We start from the raw sequence: 20,781 nt of genomic DNA on the forward strand, positions 1-20,781 counted from the left end.
TAGACGCCCATTTCATTCTTTTTTATTTTACGTCAGTTAGTTTACCAGATGCATCGCGGTCCACTTTCATGGATTTGATTGATTGGTAACCAAGTTGTGGTACGATATTATTTTGTACTTCATCAGAAGTCATATATTTTAAGAAAGTTTTTGTTAGACCTTTTGGTTCGCCATTTGTATACATGTGCTCATAAGACCAGATTTTCCAATCGTTTGTTGCTACTTTTTCTTCTGTTGGTTCTACGCCGTCTAATGAAAGGCCAACTACAGAGGCATCAATGTAAGAGAATGCTAAGTAACTAATTGCTCCTGGAGTTTCGCTTACGATTTTACGAACTGTACCAGAGGAATCTTGTTCTTGTGCTTTAACTGGTGTTTTACCATCTAGTCCCCATTTTTCAAAAGTGGCGCGTGTTCCACTTCCTTCTGCACGGTTGATGATGGTGATTTTTTCGTCTTTACCGCCAACATCTTTCCAGTTAGTTGTTTTACCAGTGAAGATATCAATTAATTGTTGTTTTGTAATATTTTTAACGCCTACATCTTTATTTACTACTGGTGCCATTCCGACAACTGCTACACGATGGTCAACTAGTTTCGAAGCATCAACGCCATCTTTTTCTTCAGCGAATACATCCGAGTTACCAATTTCTACTGCACCTTGTTGTACTTGTGTTAAACCAGTTCCAGAACCGCCACCTTGCACATTAATTTGTGCTTTAGGGTTCGTGTTTGTAAATTCTTTGGAAGCTGCTTCAACGAGTGGTTGAAGTGCTGTAGAACCTACTGCTGTTAATGAGCCAGAAACTTCTTTATCCCCTTTGGTTGATCCGTTTGCTTTATCTGCTGAACTGCTGTCACTTCCACATGCTGCGAAGACAAGCATTACTGCTGCTAACATTGCTACTATTCCCAAATACTTCTTTTTCATTATCTTATTCCCACCTTGTTTTTTTAATTGTTATTCCTTACAAGTATTACTATAACGTCTGAGATTTAAGGTGGTGTGTAGCTAATGTTAAGTAATTGTAAATTACCTCTTTTTTTGTAGAAAATGTAAACTTTTTTATGAATATCTTTCAAACAGAAGGCAAAACAGTAAATTATTGCACCAAATTTATTCCTTTCGTAAATAAAATAAAAATATCCTGTAGGAAAGATTACATTCATTCCTACAGGATATTTATTAGGCTTTTTTTGGTAAAGTTACTCGGAAAGTCGAGCCAACTTCTTCTTGACTTTCCACTTCGATTCGTCCACCACAGTTTTCAACTAGATGTTTGACGATGGAAAGTCCAAGGCCGGTGCCGCCAGAATGCCTACTACGTGCTTTGTCCACTCGGTAGAACCGTTCAAACACACGATCAATATCTTTAGCAGGGATTCCAATTCCGTTGTCTGTTACTTCTATTATAACTTCTGCTTCGTGTTCGATTAATTTCACTTCTACTTTTCCATCTAAAGGAGTGTAGTTTATGGCGTTAGAAAGTAAGTTAATTAAAATCTGTTGTAGTTTATCGCGATCTGTTTCAATAATAACAGGGGTTATGTTTTTTTCCGGAACAGATACATGAATATTTTTCCCCGTTGCCATTTCAAAAATTGTTCGTGCAGATTGTTCAATGACTTCATCTACATCTACTAGCTCAATATTTTCTGTCACTGGGTTTTGTTCAATTCTAGAAAGAGCGAGAATATCCATGATTAAACGATGCAAACGATCACTTTCTTCTTTAATGATGGTTAAGAATTTTTTGAGTAGTATTTCGTCGTACATAGCGCCATCGAGCAATGTTTCTGCAAACCCTTTTAGAGCAGTCACTGGTGTTTTTAATTCGTGCGATACGTTTGTTACAAATTCAGAACGCACATTTTCCAGGTGGCGAATTTGCGTTATATCATGTAAAAGTAAAATAATACCTGTAATTTCCCCATCTTCAGCTAAAATAGGCGACACACTTGCATCTAAAATCATTTCACGAGGGAAGTAAAGAATAATTTCTTTTTGTTGCATTGTTTTTGTTTCAAAAGTTGTTTCGATTAATTGGCTAAGCGCAAAGCTTTTAATCACTTCATAAAACGGCTTTCCAGTAATTTCGCTTTCTCCTAAAATTTGATACATCGTCCGATTAGTCATGATCACTTGCTTATCGACATTGATGAGCATGACCCCGCTAACTAAGTTTTGGACAATAGCATTCAGTCGTTGTTCATTTTGCTTAATTTCAAACATTTGCTTTTCAAGGCTTTCCGCTAACATGTTCACACTAATAGAAAGATCTTTAAGCTCACCGCTTACTTTACCGTGAATCCGACTGTCATATTTATGGTTGGCTAAATCAGTAGAAACTTCAATAATCTCATTTACTGGTCTAGTAATTTTCCTTGCAATGAAAACACTAATAGCTGCAATAATAACTAATGCAATACCGAAAACCAAGGCTAAATGCCCCCAAAGTTTGACTACAGCTGCTTCAACTGACTCAAGTGAAATGGAAATTCTTAAAACACCATCTGTTTTCCCTTGATGCTTAACGGGAACCGCCACATATAACATACTGTAACCAAGTGAATCACTTTCACGAATAGAAATACCGACACTTTTCCCATTTTCAAGAATATCAGCTACTTCTGGTCGGTTCATATGATTATTTAGATTATCCGGATTTTTTTTAGTATCTGCTACAACATCGCCTTCACTATCAATTACGGTAATACGTGCATCAATTTCATCACCGAGCGGATCAAGTGTTTTTTGAATTGTTGCTGCATCTTTGTCCAAATTTAAATGCTCAATATTAGTTGTTTGCAGTAAAATTTTTGCGTCATCTTCTAGTTGGTTTTCTTTCATATTTAAATAAGTTGATTTCATTAATTCTCCAGAGAAAATCCCAACGATAACCATCACAACAAAAAATAAGATAAAAAAGGATAACCCGATTTTCAGCCATAATTTCTTCATTATTTCACATTCTCCATTTTATAACCAAAACCTCGAATAGTTTTAATATATTTTGGTTGTTTAGTATCTAGCTCAATTTTATCGCGTAAATGGCTCACATGAACATCGACTATTCTTGTTTCACCAACATAATCATAATTCCAAACTGTATCCAGCAATTGGTCTCTAGAAAAAACTTTACCACGATGATTAGCTAAAAATAATAACAGCTCAAATTCTTTCGGTGTTAAGTCTAATAAATCATCCTGTAAATATACTTCATAACTGTCCGGTAATATTTTCAAATCACCAATTAAAATGGTCGCTTCCATATCTTCTGTTTTTTCTTCGATAGATTCCGCTTTTCCTTCTGTCCGTCTCAAAATCGCTTTAATTCTAGCAACAACTTCTCTAGGGCTAAATGGTTTTGTCATATAGTCATCTGCTCCTAGCTCTAAACCAATAATTTTATCTAGTTCTTCATCTTTAGCTGTTAACATTAGGATTGGAACATTTACTTTATCTTGACGCAGTTTTTTTGTTACTTCAATTCCGTCCATTTCAGGAAGCATTAAATCTAGTACAATTAAATCTGGTTTTTCGGATAGTGCAAGTTCATATCCCGTTTTACCATCCTCAGCTGTCACTACATCGAACCCTGCTTTTTCAATATTAAATTGCAGTAAAGTAACAATAGAAGCCTCATCATCAACTACAAGAATTTTTACCAACGTACTTCCCATCCCTTCATTATGTAACCCTTTTATCTAAAATATAGCATGAATTAACCATTTTCGGGTAGAAATGCATTTATATTAATCTTATCTTTACAAAAACTTAAAACACCAATGCTGCTTTCAAACAACACTGGTGCCATAAAATTATCTTGGTTCGACTAATAATAAACCAAGCTCAAATGATTCATTTTCATAAAGCGCCGTTTGCTCAAAGCGCGGTTCACCAGCATTATCAATTACTTTAACTTTACAGAAAGCTCGGTTCAAGTTAAGTGCTTCGTAGAGTTCTTCGCGTGTATGAACTGGTTGATTGTTAACTTCCGTGATTTTTTCCCCGATTTTCAGATTCAAACGTGTAGAAGGAGTTGCTTCACGCGCACCAAGGATAACAAGCCCATCTGGTTGCAGGCCGAATTTTTTCGGTAATGTTTTTTCGGTGCGATAATGACGATACGAAATCCAAAAGCGCCCAATAACAGCAAACATGAAAGCAAATAATGTTAGGATTGGCATAACCATACCTAGTAACCCAGCTACCGCGATAATTGTTGCAAGCGTGGTAACTTGTACGGAAATTTTCCGGCTCGCCTCTTCTGGAAGTTGTGTTTGCACTTGCTGCTGGAATCCAATAAATAGTGGTAAAATAATGACCGAATAAGAATGCGCACCAATAGTAAATACAGGCCACCATTCAAAAATTTTAATAAACACTTCTCCTGGTATAAAAACAACTAGTGGGACAAACCATAATTTTCTTAATTGGAATGAACCAACCAATTTACCTCGGTTACTTTTTCGTAGAGAAGGAGACGGATTTTTCGCACTTGTATATTGAATGAGAAAAGCTTCCACAAAAAGTAATAATGAGAGTAAAAATGTCATTGAAATCATAAAATTATCAATAAAAATGGCATCATAATTAAATGTCACATTCGTAAATGGAGCTAAATTTATATCAAAATAATAGCAGAAATAAAACGTGAGACTCGTTAATCCAATTGTAAAAGCAGTGGAACTAAGTCGAAACATTCCTACAATCAATAAAAAACACGCAATCGTATTAAAAATTGCCACCCATTCAAGTGTCACACTAAATCCAATCATCGCTGTAACAACTGAAATCCCTAGCCCGAATAACAAACCTATCCCAAAGAAATTTTTGAGTTCAAGCCACGGCGAGTAAACACGAATACTAAATGACTTCCGTTCCCATTTGACTCTGTTAAAACCAGCAATTATCACTAAAATAATTCCTACATAAAATGCTGGTTGTAGAAGTAGTCTCCCTATTCCTTTAAGTATTTCCACAAAAACATCCATTTTTCTACACCAGCTTTCTTAAAAATCATTTTTATAATATTGGAGATAAAAGTCGGCTTACCGCTTCCTTAAATTTAATCCATAAAGATCGTTTTGCATATAATTCTGGTGTAAGTTGATAGGATTTCAAAATATCTTCTAAAAACGCATCTTCTAATTTTTGCACCATTTTCTTTTCATAGATAAAAGCATTTACTTCAAAATTCAGTCGGAAACTACGGAAATCCATATTTGCTGTCCCAACAGAGGCAATTTCTCCATCAACAACTAAGGTTTTCGCATGTATAAAGCCATTATCATAAATGAATATTTTTGCACCAGTCTCCATTAGCTCTCCTGCATAATTAGTTGTAGCTCTATATACAAAAGCATGGTCTGGTTTATTCGGAATCATTACACGCACATCCACACCAGATAGTGCAGCGATTTTAATTGCCTCAAGCAAACTTGCATCTGGAATAAAATATGGTGATTGTAAATAAATCGTCTTTTTAGCGGCATTAATCATTTTTATGTAACCATTTTTGATTTGTTGCCATTCTGAATCTGGTCCACTTGATACGATTTGCATACTTGTATGGCCTTTCCCATGAAAAGTAGGGAAGTATCTAGGTTTATAGTCAATCTTATTAGTAGACGATGCTGAATTCCAGTCCATAATAAAACGCGTTTGCATCGCATAAACTGCTTTTCCATGTACACGCAAATGCGTATCGCGCCAGTAACCAAACTTTTTGGATAAACCTAAATATTCATCACCAATATTAAATCCACCAATATAACTGATATCTCCATCGATAATCGCTAATTTACGGTGATTTCGATAGTTTAGTCGGAAGTTAATTAATGGTAGTTTTGAAGGAAAGAACGGTCGCACTAAACCACCATTTTTTTCAAAAGTTCGGAAAAATGATTTTTTTGTGGTCCGTGATCCCATTGCATCATATATAATTTTAACGTTTAAACCTTCTGCTGCTTTTCGTTCAAGTACACGCATTAAGCGATTTCCAAGCTCATCTGAATGGAAAATATAGTAAATTAAATGAATATGGTCTTTTGCTTTTTCGATATCTGCAATCAAAGCATCAAATTTTTCATGTCCATCAATAAAAAGTTCCACTTCATTATCTTGTGTTAAAATTGCACCATCATTGACAAGTAATAAGTAAATTAAATCCCGATGTTTTTTAACATTTGAATCGCTAAATGGAAATTCTTTTTGTCGAATCATTTCTATTTGGTTAGCAGTTGATTCTTGTATCCCAATTTTTTCTTGTCCCTTCCAATCAAAAATCTTCTTCCCTGATAGTTTTCTCCCAAAAATCAAGTAGATAATGAAACCAAAAATTGGAACAAAAGTTAAGACTAGTAACCAAGCCCAAGTGGCGGATGTATCACGTCTTTCTAAGAAGACCGTCACTGCCGCAAAGAATACATTTAAAATTAGCAAAACCACTAATAAATAAGCCAACAGTCCCATTGTGTTCCCCCTTTTCTTACACAAACTGATAGTAATATCATATCATAAAATAGCCATTTAGCCTATTCCAGTTAGCTTTTAAGCATGAAAAAACCACTGACGTTGTAGCCAATGGTTTTTCAACTATAAATATGGTGCTGGATCAATAGGAACACCATTTTGGTGAATTTCAAAATGGAGATGTTGTCCTGTAGACTGTCCTGTTGAACCCATAATTCCAATTGGTTGTCCTTGCGAAACCTGTTGTCCTGAAACGACTTTCAAGCTACCTGCACGCATATGTCCATATAACGTTTGGAAACCATTACCATGGTCGATTTTAACTACATAACCATAGCCTCCAAAACCGCTACCAGACGCGCCAAATCCAGAAAATACAACAGTGCCAGAAGCTGCCGCAGAAACAGTTACTGTTCCACCTGCCGCAATATCTTGACCTTTATGTGATTCATGTTCTCCTGTGACTGGGTTTGTACGGTCACTAAATCCAGAGGACAAAATACCAGCAGCTGGTTTAATAAATTGTCCGCCCCCAGAGCTAACTGTTTCTTGTGGTTTCGGCGCATTTAAACTAGGAGAGGGTGACTTAGCGACAACGGTTTTGCTTTCTTTTGCTTTTTTGGCATTTGCAACAGCTGCTTCTTGAATACGTTTTTCTTCTGCTGCTTTAAGGGCTGCTTCTTGTTTTGCTTTTTCACTAGCAATATTGGATGCTAATTTCTTTTCTTCGGAAGTTAATGCTCCTTGTTCGCTCGCTAGTAATGCTTGTTCGTTTTTGGTTAAATCTTTTTTACTTGCAAGAGTCATAACTAGGTCGTTTTTCTCTTGTTTCTGACTTTCCATATTATTTCTAGAAACTTCTAAATCCATTGCTAAGACTTTTAAACTTTCTAATTTTTTCTTTGAACTGGATTCAGTTACTTTTAATTTATCTTGATCATCTTTTTGGTCTTGCATAATACTTTGATCTGCTTTAACGATAGCAGATACAACGGTTACTCGATCAACTAGCTCTTTAAAATCATTTGCTTCAAAAACCATATCTAAATAAGAAGTTGCCGTTCCTGTTGTTTGAATTGCGCGCGCTCGTCCATCAAGCACTTTTTGACGATCCTTAATATCATTGCGCAATTTTTCGATTTCTTGCTTCAATTGTTTTAACTTTTTATTTTCAGAATCGACTTTAGTTTCTTGTGCTTTTAATTTTTTATTTGTTTCATCAATACTTTTTAAAAGAGATTCTAATTCTTTAGTAGCATCTTTTTCAGCACTTTCTAAAGTATTTATTTCTGAGTTTTTAGTGTCTAAGTTCTTGTCTAATTCTGATTTTTTTTGCTCAATCTCACTTTGGCGTTTTTGCATATCATTAATGCTATCCGCATTTGCACTTATGGGTGCACAAATTATAACTGCACCAAGCGCTAAAGTTACCCCATATTTTTTAAGCATAATAAGCTCCTTTTCTATTATCTATTTGATTAGGAACTTCATGATCCCTATACTCTATTCCATATAAAAAAGCACCTTTGTTTTTAAAATCGACAAAGGTGCTTTTTAACTTTTCAATAATTATTAGAAGTTTGCTACGCGGCCATATCCAACAAGATATTTAGCCCAGTAACCACTAGTGATGTTATCATATTTAACGCCGTTATTTTGAGCGTTAATCATTTGTCCGCCACCAACATAAATCCCAACGTGAGCAATTCCTCCACCGTAGTTGAAGAATACTAAATCGCCTGGTTTTGCTTGGCTAGCGCTAATTTTTGAAGCTGCAGCATATTGACCACCGGAAGTTCTTGGAAGAGAAATTCCAGCCGCACGGAATGCGTAAGAAGTAAATCCAGAGCAATCAAATGCGCTTGGACCAGTTGCTCCTAGGCTGTAAGGTTTACCAAGTTGAGCTCTTGCAGCAGAAATCATTGCTGAATATCCACTACCGGATGGAGCTGGAGTACTTGGAGTTTCGTCTTTTGAACTTGTGTTTTCTGTTTTAGATGCTGTTTTGTTAGTTGCTTTTGAAGATTCATTTGAAACAGCATTTGTACTTGCTGCATTAGTAGTATTGTTTGTAGTTGTTGCTTTTTCTTCTTGTCCAACGTTTGCAGATGTTGCTTCACGTAAAGCAGTTGCGCGTTCTGCTGCTGCTTTTGCTGCTTTGTTACGTTCGCTTACAAGACTTGCTTTTTCGTTCTCAGCACTTGCTTGATCAGAAGCTAGTTGAGCAACAATCGCTTCTTTTTCAGCTTTTTGTGCTTCGATTTTATTTTGTTGTGCTTCATAATCATGAATTGCTGTAGCTTGTTCTTCTTGTTTTTTCTTCACAGAAGTTTGTTTTGATTTTAATTCTTTTTCATCATTTTGTTGATCTTCTAAAATTGATTTGTCAGAATCAACTAATTGGTTTACTGCAGATACGCGACCAACTAAGTCAGAAAGATTTTCTGAATCTAAAATTACTTCTAGGTATGCATTAGAATTTGAAGTTTTTTGCATCGCACGAGCACGATCTTTTAAAACTGATTCACGTTCTTTAATACGTTCATTGATATCTTTAATATCTTGATTAAGTTGTTTAAGTTCTTTGCCTGTTTTGTCGAAATCTCCTTGTAAAGATTTAGCTTTCTCTTGAGCTTTGTCAAGATCAGCAACTAAACTGGAAAGTTCTGATTGTAAATCTGTTTTCTTAGACTTGATGTCGTTAATTTTTTTATCTTGATTTTGAATATCTGTATTTACGTCCGCAAAAACATTAGTCGTGAAAGCTGGCGTCAAACTGATAACTGCTGCGAGTGAAATCGCAATAAACGTATTCTTTTTCAAAAAGTTTACCTCCTAAAAAGCTCCCTAGCTTTTCTTTTAAATTATTTTTATTTCAAGTTAAGCAAATTCGATAGTTAGACTTTTAAGAATCTACGGATAGAGATTACGCTACCCCATATTCCGATTAGTACGCCGATTGCAATAATCAATGCGCTAATTTGATAGGCAAACGGTGTTGGAGGAAGAAGTGATAAAGAACTTGTCACTAACTTCGGATTGACCAAATTGTAAATATTAACATAGCCTATAAATGTTAACACAACCGGGACAATCGATCCAATTAATCCTAGCCAAGCACCTTCTAAAACGAAAGGCCAGCGTATGAACCAGTTGGTTGCTCCTACTAATTTCATAATTTCTATTTCTCTTCTACGTGAGAAAATCGCAATCTTAATTGTATTTGATATTAAGAACATTGCTGTTAATAATAACCCAATGCTTAATATGATACCAGCATATCGTCCCCATTTCAAGGTATCAAATAATTTGTCGACTGTTTTCTCACCATATTCTACATTATCTACGTACTGTAATTTTTCTACTTTTTGAGCAATTGCCTTCGTTTGCGTCGGCTCTTTAGCTTCTACAACGAACACATCGTATAGTGGATTATCTTGTTTAAACAATTCGAAGTTCTTGCCGTACGCGCCAACTAATTTCTTCAATTCATCGTCTTTTGAAGAAAAAGTGACACTATCAACTCCATCAATCTTCTCAATGTTTTTCTCAAGGTCTTGCTGCTGTTTCTTGTCTGCGCTTAGAGAAATATGTACGTTAATTTGTACATTGTTTTCTACATCCGTTGCAAGTTTGTTCATGTTAATCAATATTGCAAAAAACACGCTGACTAAGATAAGTGTTACTGTTACTGCACTTGCTGCTGCAAAGGTCATCCAACCATTCCGGTAAAGGCTCTTAAAACTTTCTCTTATATGTCTTCCTATTGTCCTAAATTTCATAACCATATTCTCCTTGCTGCTCATCACGTACAATTCGACCATTTTCGATAGCTATTACCCGATGTTTTAATGTGTTTACAATTTCTTTGTTATGGGTAGCCATTACTATAGTCGTTCCGCGATTGCTTATTTCTTCAAGGATATTCATGATTTCCCATGAAGTATCAGGATCCAGGTTACCGGTCGGCTCATCTGCTATTAATACTTTAGGCATGTTGGCAATCGAACGGGCAATGGATATCCGTTGTTGCTCACCACCGGAAAGTTCATCCGGCAACATTCTTACTTTGTGCTTTAGGTTGACTAAATCTAGCACTTCCATAACACGTTCTTTAATTACGGATGGCTCAGTTTCAACCACTTCCATCGCATAAGCAATGTTTTCATAAACTGTTTTGCTTTGAAGTAATTTGTAATCTTGGAATACCACGCCTACGTTTCTTCGTAAATATGGGATTTCGCGATTTTTCATATTAATCAAATCAAATTTGTCTACGATGATTTTGCCTTTTGTCGCTCGTTCTTCTCTGTAAATCATTTTAATAAAGGTTGATTTACCAGCACCACTCGGGCCTACTACATAAACAAATTCCCCTTCACCAATGTTAATATTTAATCCATTAGCGGCAGTAATGCCATTGGGGTATTTCTTATAAACATCTTCCATTAATATCATTTTATCACCTTACTATGCCTTTCTACTGAGTTACATTTTAGGTAATGCATGGTAACCATGAAGATGCACTGTCTGTTGGCACGAATCTAAACTCACAACATAAACTTAATTATACCATGACAGTTTTTCATCTATAGGTTAATTGCATTACAATTATATTTCAGGGTATGACAATATCTTCATTATTGTAATAGGAAATGTAATTATTATTCGCATTTCCACTTTAAGTTCGGCTTTTAGTTGCATAAAAATAAAAAAGAGCCGTTTTGGTCTTTTCTACTGCTAACATTGTAACGTGTTTTTACCCTAATTAACATTACAGGTAGATTAAAAATCATTACAGTTATCTCTAGCGGAATAGACCAATTAGAATAAAGTAGCTTCACATCTGCTGTTACGCTAATTTCTCCTGTCATCAAATTGTCAAAAACCATTTTAAAAAAAGAAAAAAGTACCATTTGCAATCTGTTAATAGTCTGCAAATGGTACTTTTTTAAGATGTAAAACCTTCACCCATCACTTCACTTGCGCTCATAACAACTACAAATGCTTCAGGATCAATTTCTTTAATAACTTCTTTTAATCTTGAAAACTCACTTTGCGCAATAACACATAGTAAAATTTGTTTATCATCTTCTGTATATCCACCTTTAGCCGAAAGACGCGTAATACCACGGTCAATTTTGAAAAGAATAGCTTGTCTTATAGCTTCTTGATTCTCAGAAATAATAAAAACTGTTTTGGACTGATTCAAACCAACCTGTACTAAATCAATTGTTTTACTTGTGGCAAAAAGTCCAACTAGTGCATAGAGTCCTGATTCAATATCAAAAACAAACATCGCTGAAATAACAACAAATCCATCAATTAAAGCCACACAAATCCCGAGTGTTAAATGCGAATACTTATGCAAAATTTGCGCTGCTACATCTGTTCCACCAGTAGAAGCTTTTCCGCGAAAAACAATGCCCAGACCCATTCCAACTAATACACCGCCAAATAACGCAGCTACTAAAGGTTCATGCGTCCACGGCTCTAGCCCCTGTGTTAAATAAACAAAGAATGGTAGCAACATAGTACCTACAAAAGTTTTCAGCCCAAATTGGTATCCTAAAAAGAATAACCCAGCAAGAAAAAGTGGAATATTGAACGCCCACTGAATGAACGCTGGATTCCAACCAGTCAAATAGTTGATAATCGTACTGATCCCGCTCACGCCGCCTGATGCAACATGATTAGGGAGAAGTAACACGTTAAAAGCTAGCGCAATAAAGGCCGCACCAATAATAACATAAATATACTCGATTAATTTAGCAACTTTTGGGGATAAAGGTTGCTTTTTTCGTTTATTTATCATTTTTTATTATCCAATCCTAGAACGCAAATATGCATTGATAAAGTCGTCTAAATCTCCATCCATTACAGCTTGAATATTACCAGTTTCGTAATTTGTGCGATGGTCTTTCACCATGGAGTAAGGGTGGAAAACATAGGAGCGAATTTGACTTCCCCAGCCAATTTCTTTTTGTTCTCCACGAATTTCTGCTAGTTCACGTTCTTTTTCTTCTTGTTCTTTTTGATATAACTTTGTTTTCAGCATTTTCATTGCTTGGTCACGGTTTTTAAGCTGAGAACGTTCTGATTGGCACGTAACAACGATTCCACTTGGGATATGTGTCATTCGAACCGCAGAATCGGTCGTATTGATATGTTGTCCACCAGCACCTGTTGCTCGGTACGTATCAATTTTCAGGTCTTCTGTACGAACTTCGATTTCGATATCATCATCAAGTTCTGGCATCACATCTACAGAAACAAAGGAAGTGTGACGACGGCCAGAAGAGTCAAAAGGTGAAATTCGAACTAAACGGTGCACGCCTTTTTCAGCTTTTAAATAACCATAAGCATTGTGACCTTTAATAAGCAGTGTAACACTTTTAATTCCAGCTTCATCTCCTGCCTGGTAATCAAGCATTTCGACTTTAAAGCCTTTTTTCTCTGACCAACGTTGATACATACGGAGTAACATCGAACCCCAGTCTTGAGATTCAGTTCCACCAGCACCTGGATGCAATTCTAAAATAGCATTATTTTTATCATATGGATCACTTAACATTAATTTTAATTCAAATTCATTGATAGTAGCCATATAAGCTGTAATGTCTTTTTCTAATTCTGCTTGTAAATCTTCGTCCGCTTCTTCTTTCAAAAGTTCTAAGCTAATTTCCATACTTTCTTGCTCTTCTTCTAATGCATGAAAAGCTTGGTATGTTTCTTTGTATCCGTTTGATTCATTGATTATTTTTTGTGCGGCTTGTTGGTCATTCCAAAAATTAGGATCCAACATTTGGTCTTCTAACTCAGCTATGCGAACTTCCATGTTGTCTAAGTCAAAGAGACCCCCTAAAGTCTTTAATTTGCTGCGCTGTTTTTTCTAATTCATTACGAATTTCTGCTAATTCCATTCTAATTCCACCTTTTTTGTATTTACTTATAAACTTTCATAGCAAAAAGCGCCGTCTTGCAGGCGCTTTTTTAGTTGTTTCAATCTATGCTTCTTTACCGTGACAATTCTTATATTTCTTGCCGCTTCCACAAGGACACGGGTCATTACGTCCAATATGTTGATCTTTACGAACTGGTTGGCGTTTTGCTTCTGGTTTCCCTTCCGCTGGGTTAATAGCTTCCCCTTTGGCAACTTGTTCACGCTCAAGATTTTGGCGAATTTCCGCTTTCATAATGTAACGCGCAACGTCTTCATCAATAGAAGATACCATCGCTTCAAACATTTCGAAACCTTCTGATTGATACTCACGAAGCGGATCAATTTGACCATAAGCACGAAGATGGATACCATCACGCAAATGATCCATTGCATCAATATGATCTACCCATTTCGTATCAACTACACGAAGCAATACTACTTTTTCAAATTCATTAAATTCTTCTGGAGGTAAAAGTGTTTCTTTTTCGTCATATGCTACTTTAATTTTGTCTAAAATAAGATTTTGAATATCTTCACTTGATCTATTTTGTATGTCCTCAAGTGTTACGGTACCTTCTGGAAGCAAGTTGGCATCAACATAGTCAATGATTCCTTGTAGATTCCAATCTTCTTCAGGCTCGCGACTTGAAGCATTGCTAGAAACGATATAGTTTACCGTACGCTGAATCATTTGTTCAATAATTTCACGCAAACTATTTTCCGCATTAATTACTTCATAACGTTGTTTATAGATAACTTCCCGTTGTTGACGAAGGACATCATCATATTGCAATACTTGTTTACGGGAATCAAAGTTATTTCCTTCCACACGTCTTTGCGCAGATTCAACAGCACGACTAACCATTTTACTTTGGATAGCATCTTCTGCCATACCAAAGCGTTCCATCATAGATTTCATGTTGTCAGATCCGAAGCGGCGCATCAGTTCATCTTCCATAGAAAGATAAAATTGAGTTACACCAGGATCTCCTTGACGTCCAGAACGACCACGCAACTGATTATCAATACGACGAGATTCATGACGTTCCGTACCAATAACAGCTAAACCGCCTGCCTCAATTGTGCCTTCACCAAGTTTAATATCTGTACCACGACCAGCCATATTGGTTGCGATAGTTACCGCGCCACGTTCACCAGCATGTTTAATAATATCTGCTTCACGTTCATGTTGTTTAGCATTCAGAACATCATGTTTGATACCTTTGCGTTTTAGTTTGCTAGAAATAAGCTCAGATGTTTCAATCGCAACGGTACCAACAAGTACAGGTTGCCCCTTCGCATTACGTTCTGCAATATCTTCTACAACAGCATCGAATTTCGCATTGATAGTAGTAAAGATTAAATCCGGACGGTCATCACGAATAATTACTTTATTAGTAGGTATTTCAATAACACGCATATTATAAATATCACGGAATTCTTCTTCTTCCGTTTTTGCAGTACCAGTCATACCTGCAAGTTTTTTATACATACGGAAATAGTTTTGGAATGTAATTGTCGCCATTGTTTTGGATTCATTTTGAATAGTTACGCCTTCTTTTGCTTCAAGAGCTTGGTGTAAACCTTCACTGAATCGACGACCTTTCATAATACGACCAGTAAATTGGTCTACGATTAATACTTCATCATCTTGAGCTACGTAATCAACATCTAAACTCATTGTATAGTTAGCTTTAAGAGCTTGCGCAATATGATGCAAAATAACCGTGTTTTCTAAATCAAAAAGGTTTTCTACGTCAAAGTAATTTTCACCTTTTGTCATACCTTCTTCAGTTAATTGAACAGATTTTGTTTTAATATCCACTGTATAATCTTTTTCTTCTGTCAAAGTCCGTACAAAAGTGTTTGCTCGCACGTAAAGAATAGTTGATTTTTCAGCTTCTCCAGAAATGATTAATGGTGTTCTTGCTTCATCAACCAAAATGGAATCGACTTCATCAATAACAGCAAACGACAGTGGACGTTGTACCATTTCTTCTTTGTAAACCACCATGTTATCACGCAAGTAGTCAAACCCTAATTCGTTGTTTGTACTATACGTAATATCACATGCATAAGCTTCTCGTTTTTCTGTGCTAGATAAAGCATTTAAGTTTAGTCCAACAGAAAGTCCTAAGAAATTGTATAGAACTCCCATTTCTTCTGCATCACGGTGAGCCAAGTATTCATTGACTGTAACAACATGCACCCCTTCACCAGAAAGTGCATTTAAATAAACTGGTAATGTCGCTGTTAATGTTTTACCTTCACCAGTTTTCATTTCTGCAATATTACCTTCATGAAGAACAATACCACCCATTAATTGAACTTTAAATGGATATAGTCCTAACGCACGTTTAGCGCCTTCTCTAGCAACTGCAAAAGCTTCCACCAATAAATCATCCAGTGTTTCGCCTTTTTGAACACGTTCTTTAAACTCTACTGTTTTTTCGCGTAAAGCATCATCAGAAAGAGCCGCAGTTTCATCTGCTAAAGCAATAATTTCATCTGCTTTTCTTTCCAAATATTTAACATCTTTTTTTCCTGATTCAAAAATCTTTTTCAATAGTCCAGCCATTTAAATTCTCCTCTACTGTTTTCGCTGTATTCTAGCAGTTTCATCTATGATAACTTTCAGGAATTATCTTATCTTAAAATATACAAACTAATTCTATCACTTATTAGTTGAAATATACAACTGGTTATCTCATTTTAATAAATAAAAATAAAAAATTGTCATATAATCTTCACTCCTAATAAAAATAGGGACCAAATTGTTGGCCCCCATTTGAATGATTATATTAGAAATTAATTAGTTTCAATTAAACCATACTTACCATCTTTGCGTGAATAAACGATATTTGTTCCATTAGTTTCAGCATCCGTATACACGTAAAAGCTGTGTCCTAACAAGTTCATTTGTAATACAGCTTCTTCACTATCCATAGGTTTTAAAGAAAATTGTTTTGTTCTAACGATTTCAAGATCAAAATCACTTTCATTTTCCTCTGGTGGTGTGCTGCCATTAACATCAGAATAAGCAAAATAATCTCTTTCTGCACCTTTGTCACGGAATTTACGGTTTACTTTTGTTTTGTGTTTACGAATTTGTCTTTCTAATTTATCCACAATCAAGTCGATGCTAGCATATAAATCTCCACTCGTTTCTTCTGCACGTAGCACAAGATTTGGGAGAGGAATAGTCACTTCAACTTTCGCATTTTTATCGGAATATACTTTTAAATTAACATGAACGTTAGCGTCTGGAGTTTCTGTGAAGTATCGTTCTAATTTATCAATTTTCTTTTCAACGTAATCTCTAATCGGTTCTGTTACTTCAATATTTTCACCACGAATGTTGTACTTAAGCATAGCAATTCCTCCTTTGAAATAAAACAAAATAACGATAAAGAAGAGTATCCTTCTTAACCCTAGTCTACGTGAAAACGATGTGTTTTGCAAACATTTGCACAAAGAGCTAAGAAGTGTTTATCTACTTATCTTTATTTATTATTTTATTCCACTAAAACGCCCGTCGCAAACCTTTTTTTGGTAGATAAATATCCACTATCTAAATATTGTTAGCGCTGTTACTTTTTTCACACCTGCCTCTTTTAAAATCTGCGCCGCTAAGTTAAGCGTACTTCCTGTTGTATATATATCATCAAATAAAATCACTTCCAAATGATTAATTACGCTGTTATTAGAAAGATAAAAAACTTGTTTAGCCTCTAATCGTTCTTTTTTTGTTTTTTTAGACTGCTTTTCGGAGTGTGCTCTTGCCAAAATTTCTTCATACTTTATATTTGATTGTTTTAGCATCCCAGTTGTTTGATTAAACCCTCTCTCTATTTTCCGAGTATCACTCACTGGAATCGGAATAACAGTCGCCTTATTTCCTGCTAATTGTTTTTTTAATTCATTTTTAAAAATAGCTCCTATGACATAATCTCCTTGAAACTTATATTTTTTCATATATTCTTTTGCAAAATCATTATAACGATATATAGACTTATTACTATCTAAAAAGTGATCTCTACTCGCACAATCTTCACAAATATCTGAAACAGATTCTTTACTGCAAACCTTACAAAGCAAGCCACTTAATTTTTCGAAATTTGCTAAGCATTTATGACAGCAATATTGTTCTTGCTCAAATAACCAATCCAGATTCCATCCCACTTCTAGTTTAATTTGTTTAGAGCATAGCAAACAATTAATCATCCAGCATGCCTTCTTTCACACCTAACTGATTCATCTTTTGAATATGTTTTATTGCACGTTTCATCTCTGCTGTTGCTCCATAATGAAAAAAGCAAACATCCCCAGTTGGATGTGAAAACTTCCTTCCAGCACGACCAGAAATTTGAACAAGTGCCGCTTCAGTAAAAATACTTCCTTCACTCCCAAAAACAGCAACTTGCACATCTGTAAAAGTGACACCACGCTCTAAAATTGTAGTAGTGAGTAATATTTTTATTTTCCCCTCGCGAAGCCATTCCACCTTTTCTTTACGAGCTGCATCTGCTGAGTGTACCGTTACCGGCTCAGGAAAATTATAATTTGTTAAAGCCTTCGAGAATTGATTCATCGCTTCTATTTCTGGAAAGAAAATTAGAATCGGTTGGTCTTTCGCTTCCTTTTCTTTAATCCAATTAATAAGTTTATGTGTTATTTGACCTCTAGAAAGCTTTTTCTTCCAAGGACCTATCCAACACGTTCGGGGGACTGGAAGCTTCTTGCGATGATAACGCGCAGGTATCTTAACAAAACGACGCTTGCCACTTGTACATTCTTCTTGCCACTTCTGCTCTGGCGTAGCTGTTATAACAATTGTTGTACCTTCTTTTTTACGCGCCTTCTCTACTGCATAGTTTAAAAAAGGATCTTTCGCATAAGGAAAAGCATCTACTTCATCAATAAAAATCACTTCAAACGCTTCATAAAAACGGATTAGTTGGTGGGTTGTTGCTAGTACAAATTGTTCTCCTTGATATTTATCCTCTGAATCGCCATAAAGGCAAACCATGTTTTTACTAGGGAATACTTCTTTTAAACGTGGGTAGAGTTCTAGACAAACATCCACTCTTGGAGAAGCCAGACAAATTCTAAATCCTTGCCTTAAAGCCCAGTCCATACCTTCAAACATCATTTCTGTCTTACCTGAGCCCGCAACTGCCCACAAAAGCATATCTTGATTTCTTTTTAAACTTAAAACAACTGCTTCTGAAGCTTTCTTTTGTCCTTTAGAAAGAACGCCTCCCCATTCTAAAAGAGTTTTTTTCTCACTTTGTAGTATGGTTGTTTTTTGATAATATAATTTCTGACAACTATTTACTCTTCCCATAACTAGGCAATTACGACAATATAAACAATCTTCACGCCCACATAATACACAAGACATTCGTCCAAACAAATGAGCAGCCGTATTCCCGCAGCGAAAGCATTTATTATTTGAAATAGCTGCAATATTATTAAAGCCCTCTATATGTTCAATCTCTTTTCTCAAATATAATCTACCAGGAAAAATATCCACTACTTTCACCTCTCTTTAGTTATACAACAAGTGAGGATTTTTTGCAGAAGTGATTTTCTGTTTTTCTGTATGTATTTTATATTAAAAATCACCTTTTAACTAAAGAGAAAACTACCATTTTGAGACAGCCGACTAATCAAAAAAAGAATTTTACCCTATACAAAAAAACCTCAGCTGTTAACTGAGGTTTTTCATTTTATAGACCAAGTTAAACCAAGTGCGCCTTCTCCTAAGTGTGTTCCAATAACCGGGCCGAAATAGCTTAATTCGAATATTACTTCTGGAAATTTCGTTGCTAAATGCTTGCGCCATGATTCCCCTTTTTCTGGGTCGTTTCCGTGAATCACATAAGCTTTTTCAGCAGTTTTATTTTCAATAGCTGTTTGAAGAATATCTTCAATTCTTTTTAATGCTTTCTTTTGCGTCCTTACTTTTTCAAATAAAACAATCTCTTTATTATCAAAGTGAAGAATTGGCTTAATTTGAAGTAAGCTGCCAACAAGCGCTTGAGCACCGTTTAAACGTCCGCCTCGTTGTAAATTATTTAAATCATCCACCATAAAATAAGCATCTTGCGCTTGCTTTATTTTATTTAGCGCCCCAATAATACTATCTATCGGTTCATCATTCAAAGCCATTTCAGCTGCTTTTGTTGCAAGCATTCCTTGGGCCATACACGAGAGCTCCGAATCATATGCAATAACGTTTAAACCGTCAATTAACTCTCCTGCAGAAGCTGCATTTTGGAAAGTCCCACTGATACCACTTGATAAATGAATGGTAATTACGGTCTCATAGCCTTTTGATTTCAACGATTCAAACAATTGAATGAATTCTCCTGGAGCGGGTTGAGAAGAAGTCGGGAAATTTTGAGCCACTTTTACCATCTCATAAAAATCGGCTGCATCTAACTCTTCGGCCTCACGATAAGCTTTTCCATCAATTATTACAGAAAGTGGTATGACATGAATCTGTAATTGCTCTCTCACTTTATCTGGTAAGTATGCTGTGCTGTCAGTTACCACTGCTATTTTTCCGTTCATAAAGTCCTCCTGAGATTTCTTTAGCGAATATATACCCAACCATGCTTAATTGCTGTTACAACCGCTTGGGTTCTATCATTCACTTTCATTTTTTGTAAAATACTACTTACATGGTTTTTCACTGTTTTTTCACTAATGAAAAGTGTTTCTCCGATTCCTCGATTACTTTTACCATCTGTAAGAAGTTGTAATACCTCACATTCTCTATGCGTCAAAATATGAAGCGGCATTTTCACTTCTGGTTGTTGATAGCCATATACACCTTGAGAAGTATTAGTACTTGCTAGATGTCGATATTCTCGAATCAATTTAATTGCCACACGTGGGTGAATATATGCGCCACCATTTTCAACAATCTTAACAGCTTCTACAAGCTCTTGAGCATCCATTTCTTTCAGCAAATAACCTACTGCTCCTGCTCTTAAAGCTTCTGTAACATACTCATCCGTATCATGGATAGTTAAAACAATGACTTTGATACTAGGAAATTGACGCACTAACATTTCTGTTGCATCCAGCCCATTAACAGTTGGCATGTTTATGTCCATTAAAACGATATCTGGTTTATATTCGCGTACTTTTGCTACAATATTCTTGCCATTTTCAGCTTCCGCCACAACTTCAAAAGAATCTTCCAATTCTAAAATCCGCTTGATACCTTCGCGGAACAACTGATGATCATCTACAATCATGATTTTGAGTGCCATAGTGACTACTCCTCCTTCACTTATCTAATTTCACCAAGCCTTTTGCAATCGAAAAATCATCCTTTTTTAGTAGC

Annotated in this window: 17 protein-coding genes; all 17 read right to left on the bottom strand. The window is 35.8% G+C overall.

The window, feature by feature from the left end:
- Positions 1–22 precede the first annotated feature (22 nt).
- Entirely contained in the window at positions 23–931 is a 909-nt protein-coding gene (locus LWE_RS12530; RefSeq protein ID WP_011703181.1) for a phosphate ABC transporter substrate-binding protein, read from the bottom strand.
- A 255-nt stretch (positions 932–1,186) separates the two neighbouring features.
- Entirely contained in the window at positions 1,187–2,962 is a 1,776-nt protein-coding gene (gene pnpS / locus LWE_RS12535) for a two-component system histidine kinase PnpS (RefSeq protein ID WP_011703182.1), read from the bottom strand.
- Complete coding sequence (locus LWE_RS12540) at positions 2,962–3,672, bottom strand: response regulator transcription factor (RefSeq protein ID WP_011703183.1); 711 nt, start codon at positions 3,670–3,672, stop codon at positions 2,962–2,964. Before LWE_RS12540 ends, pnpS begins: the two co-directional genes overlap by 1 nt.
- Before the next feature lie 150 nt (positions 3,673–3,822).
- Entirely contained in the window at positions 3,823–4,998 is a 1,176-nt protein-coding gene (locus tag LWE_RS12545) for a S1C family serine protease (RefSeq protein ID WP_011703184.1), read from the bottom strand.
- A gap of 31 nt (positions 4,999–5,029) precedes the next feature.
- Positions 5,030–6,478 carry a cardiolipin synthase gene (gene cls, locus LWE_RS12550; RefSeq protein WP_011703185.1) on the bottom strand — a complete coding sequence of 483 codons (1,449 nt, stop codon included), beginning with the start codon at positions 6,476–6,478 and terminating at the stop codon, positions 5,030–5,032.
- Between the two features lie 123 nt (positions 6,479–6,601).
- Positions 6,602–7,927 (bottom strand): murein hydrolase activator EnvC family protein, encoded by a 1,326-nt coding sequence (locus LWE_RS12555; RefSeq protein WP_011703186.1) that lies wholly within the window; start codon positions 7,925–7,927, stop codon positions 6,602–6,604.
- A 123-nt stretch (positions 7,928–8,050) separates the two neighbouring features.
- Entirely contained in the window at positions 8,051–9,301 is a 1,251-nt protein-coding gene (locus tag LWE_RS12560; protein WP_011703187.1) for an NlpC/P60 family protein, read from the bottom strand.
- Positions 9,302–9,375: 74 nt separating this feature from the next.
- Positions 9,376–10,260 (bottom strand): permease-like cell division protein FtsX, encoded by an 885-nt coding sequence (ftsX, locus tag LWE_RS12565; RefSeq protein ID WP_011703188.1) that lies wholly within the window; start codon positions 10,258–10,260, stop codon positions 9,376–9,378.
- Positions 10,250–10,936, bottom strand: a complete 687-nt coding sequence (gene ftsE / locus LWE_RS12570; protein WP_003720823.1) for a cell division ATP-binding protein FtsE — start codon at positions 10,934–10,936, stop codon at positions 10,250–10,252. The genes ftsX and ftsE overlap by 11 nt, the downstream gene beginning before the upstream one ends.
- A gap of 493 nt (positions 10,937–11,429) precedes the next feature.
- Positions 11,430–12,293: a YitT family protein gene (locus tag LWE_RS12575; protein ID WP_011703189.1), complete on the bottom strand. Its 864-nt coding sequence runs from the start codon at positions 12,291–12,293 to the stop codon at positions 11,430–11,432.
- 6 nt (positions 12,294–12,299) lie between these two features.
- Positions 12,300–13,401 (bottom strand): peptide chain release factor 2 gene (gene prfB, locus LWE_RS12580; RefSeq protein ID WP_148264572.1). Its coding sequence is split into 2 segments (ribosomal slippage): positions 12,300–13,328 and positions 13,330–13,401, totalling 1,101 coding nucleotides; the frame shifts between segments, so codons are not numbered across the junction.
- A gap of 84 nt (positions 13,402–13,485) precedes the next feature.
- On the bottom strand, positions 13,486–15,999 hold the full coding sequence (secA, locus tag LWE_RS12585) for a preprotein translocase subunit SecA (RefSeq protein WP_011703191.1): 2,514 nt from the start codon (positions 15,997–15,999) through the stop codon (positions 13,486–13,488).
- Positions 16,000–16,229: 230 nt separating this feature from the next.
- Positions 16,230–16,793: a ribosome hibernation-promoting factor, HPF/YfiA family gene (gene hpf, locus LWE_RS12590; RefSeq protein ID WP_003729232.1), complete on the bottom strand. Its 564-nt coding sequence runs from the start codon at positions 16,791–16,793 to the stop codon at positions 16,230–16,232.
- A 195-nt stretch (positions 16,794–16,988) separates the two neighbouring features.
- Positions 16,989–17,645, bottom strand: a complete 657-nt coding sequence (locus tag LWE_RS12595; RefSeq protein ID WP_011703192.1) for a ComF family protein — start codon at positions 17,643–17,645, stop codon at positions 16,989–16,991.
- Positions 17,638–18,957 carry a DEAD/DEAH box helicase gene (locus tag LWE_RS12600; RefSeq protein ID WP_011703193.1) on the bottom strand — a complete coding sequence of 440 codons (1,320 nt, stop codon included), beginning with the start codon at positions 18,955–18,957 and terminating at the stop codon, positions 17,638–17,640. Before LWE_RS12600 ends, LWE_RS12595 begins: the two co-directional genes overlap by 8 nt.
- Before the next feature lie 191 nt (positions 18,958–19,148).
- Positions 19,149–20,000, bottom strand: a complete 852-nt coding sequence (locus LWE_RS12605; protein ID WP_011703194.1) for a DegV family protein — start codon at positions 19,998–20,000, stop codon at positions 19,149–19,151.
- Positions 20,001–20,020: 20 nt separating this feature from the next.
- Entirely contained in the window at positions 20,021–20,707 is a 687-nt protein-coding gene (gene degU / locus LWE_RS12610) for a two-component system response regulator DegU (protein WP_011703195.1), read from the bottom strand.
- Between the last annotated feature and the right edge of the window lie 74 nt (positions 20,708–20,781).

It is taken from the genome of Listeria welshimeri serovar 6b str. SLCC5334 (assembly GCF_000060285.1).
Classification (GTDB): Bacteria; Bacillota; Bacilli; order Lactobacillales; family Listeriaceae; genus Listeria; species Listeria welshimeri.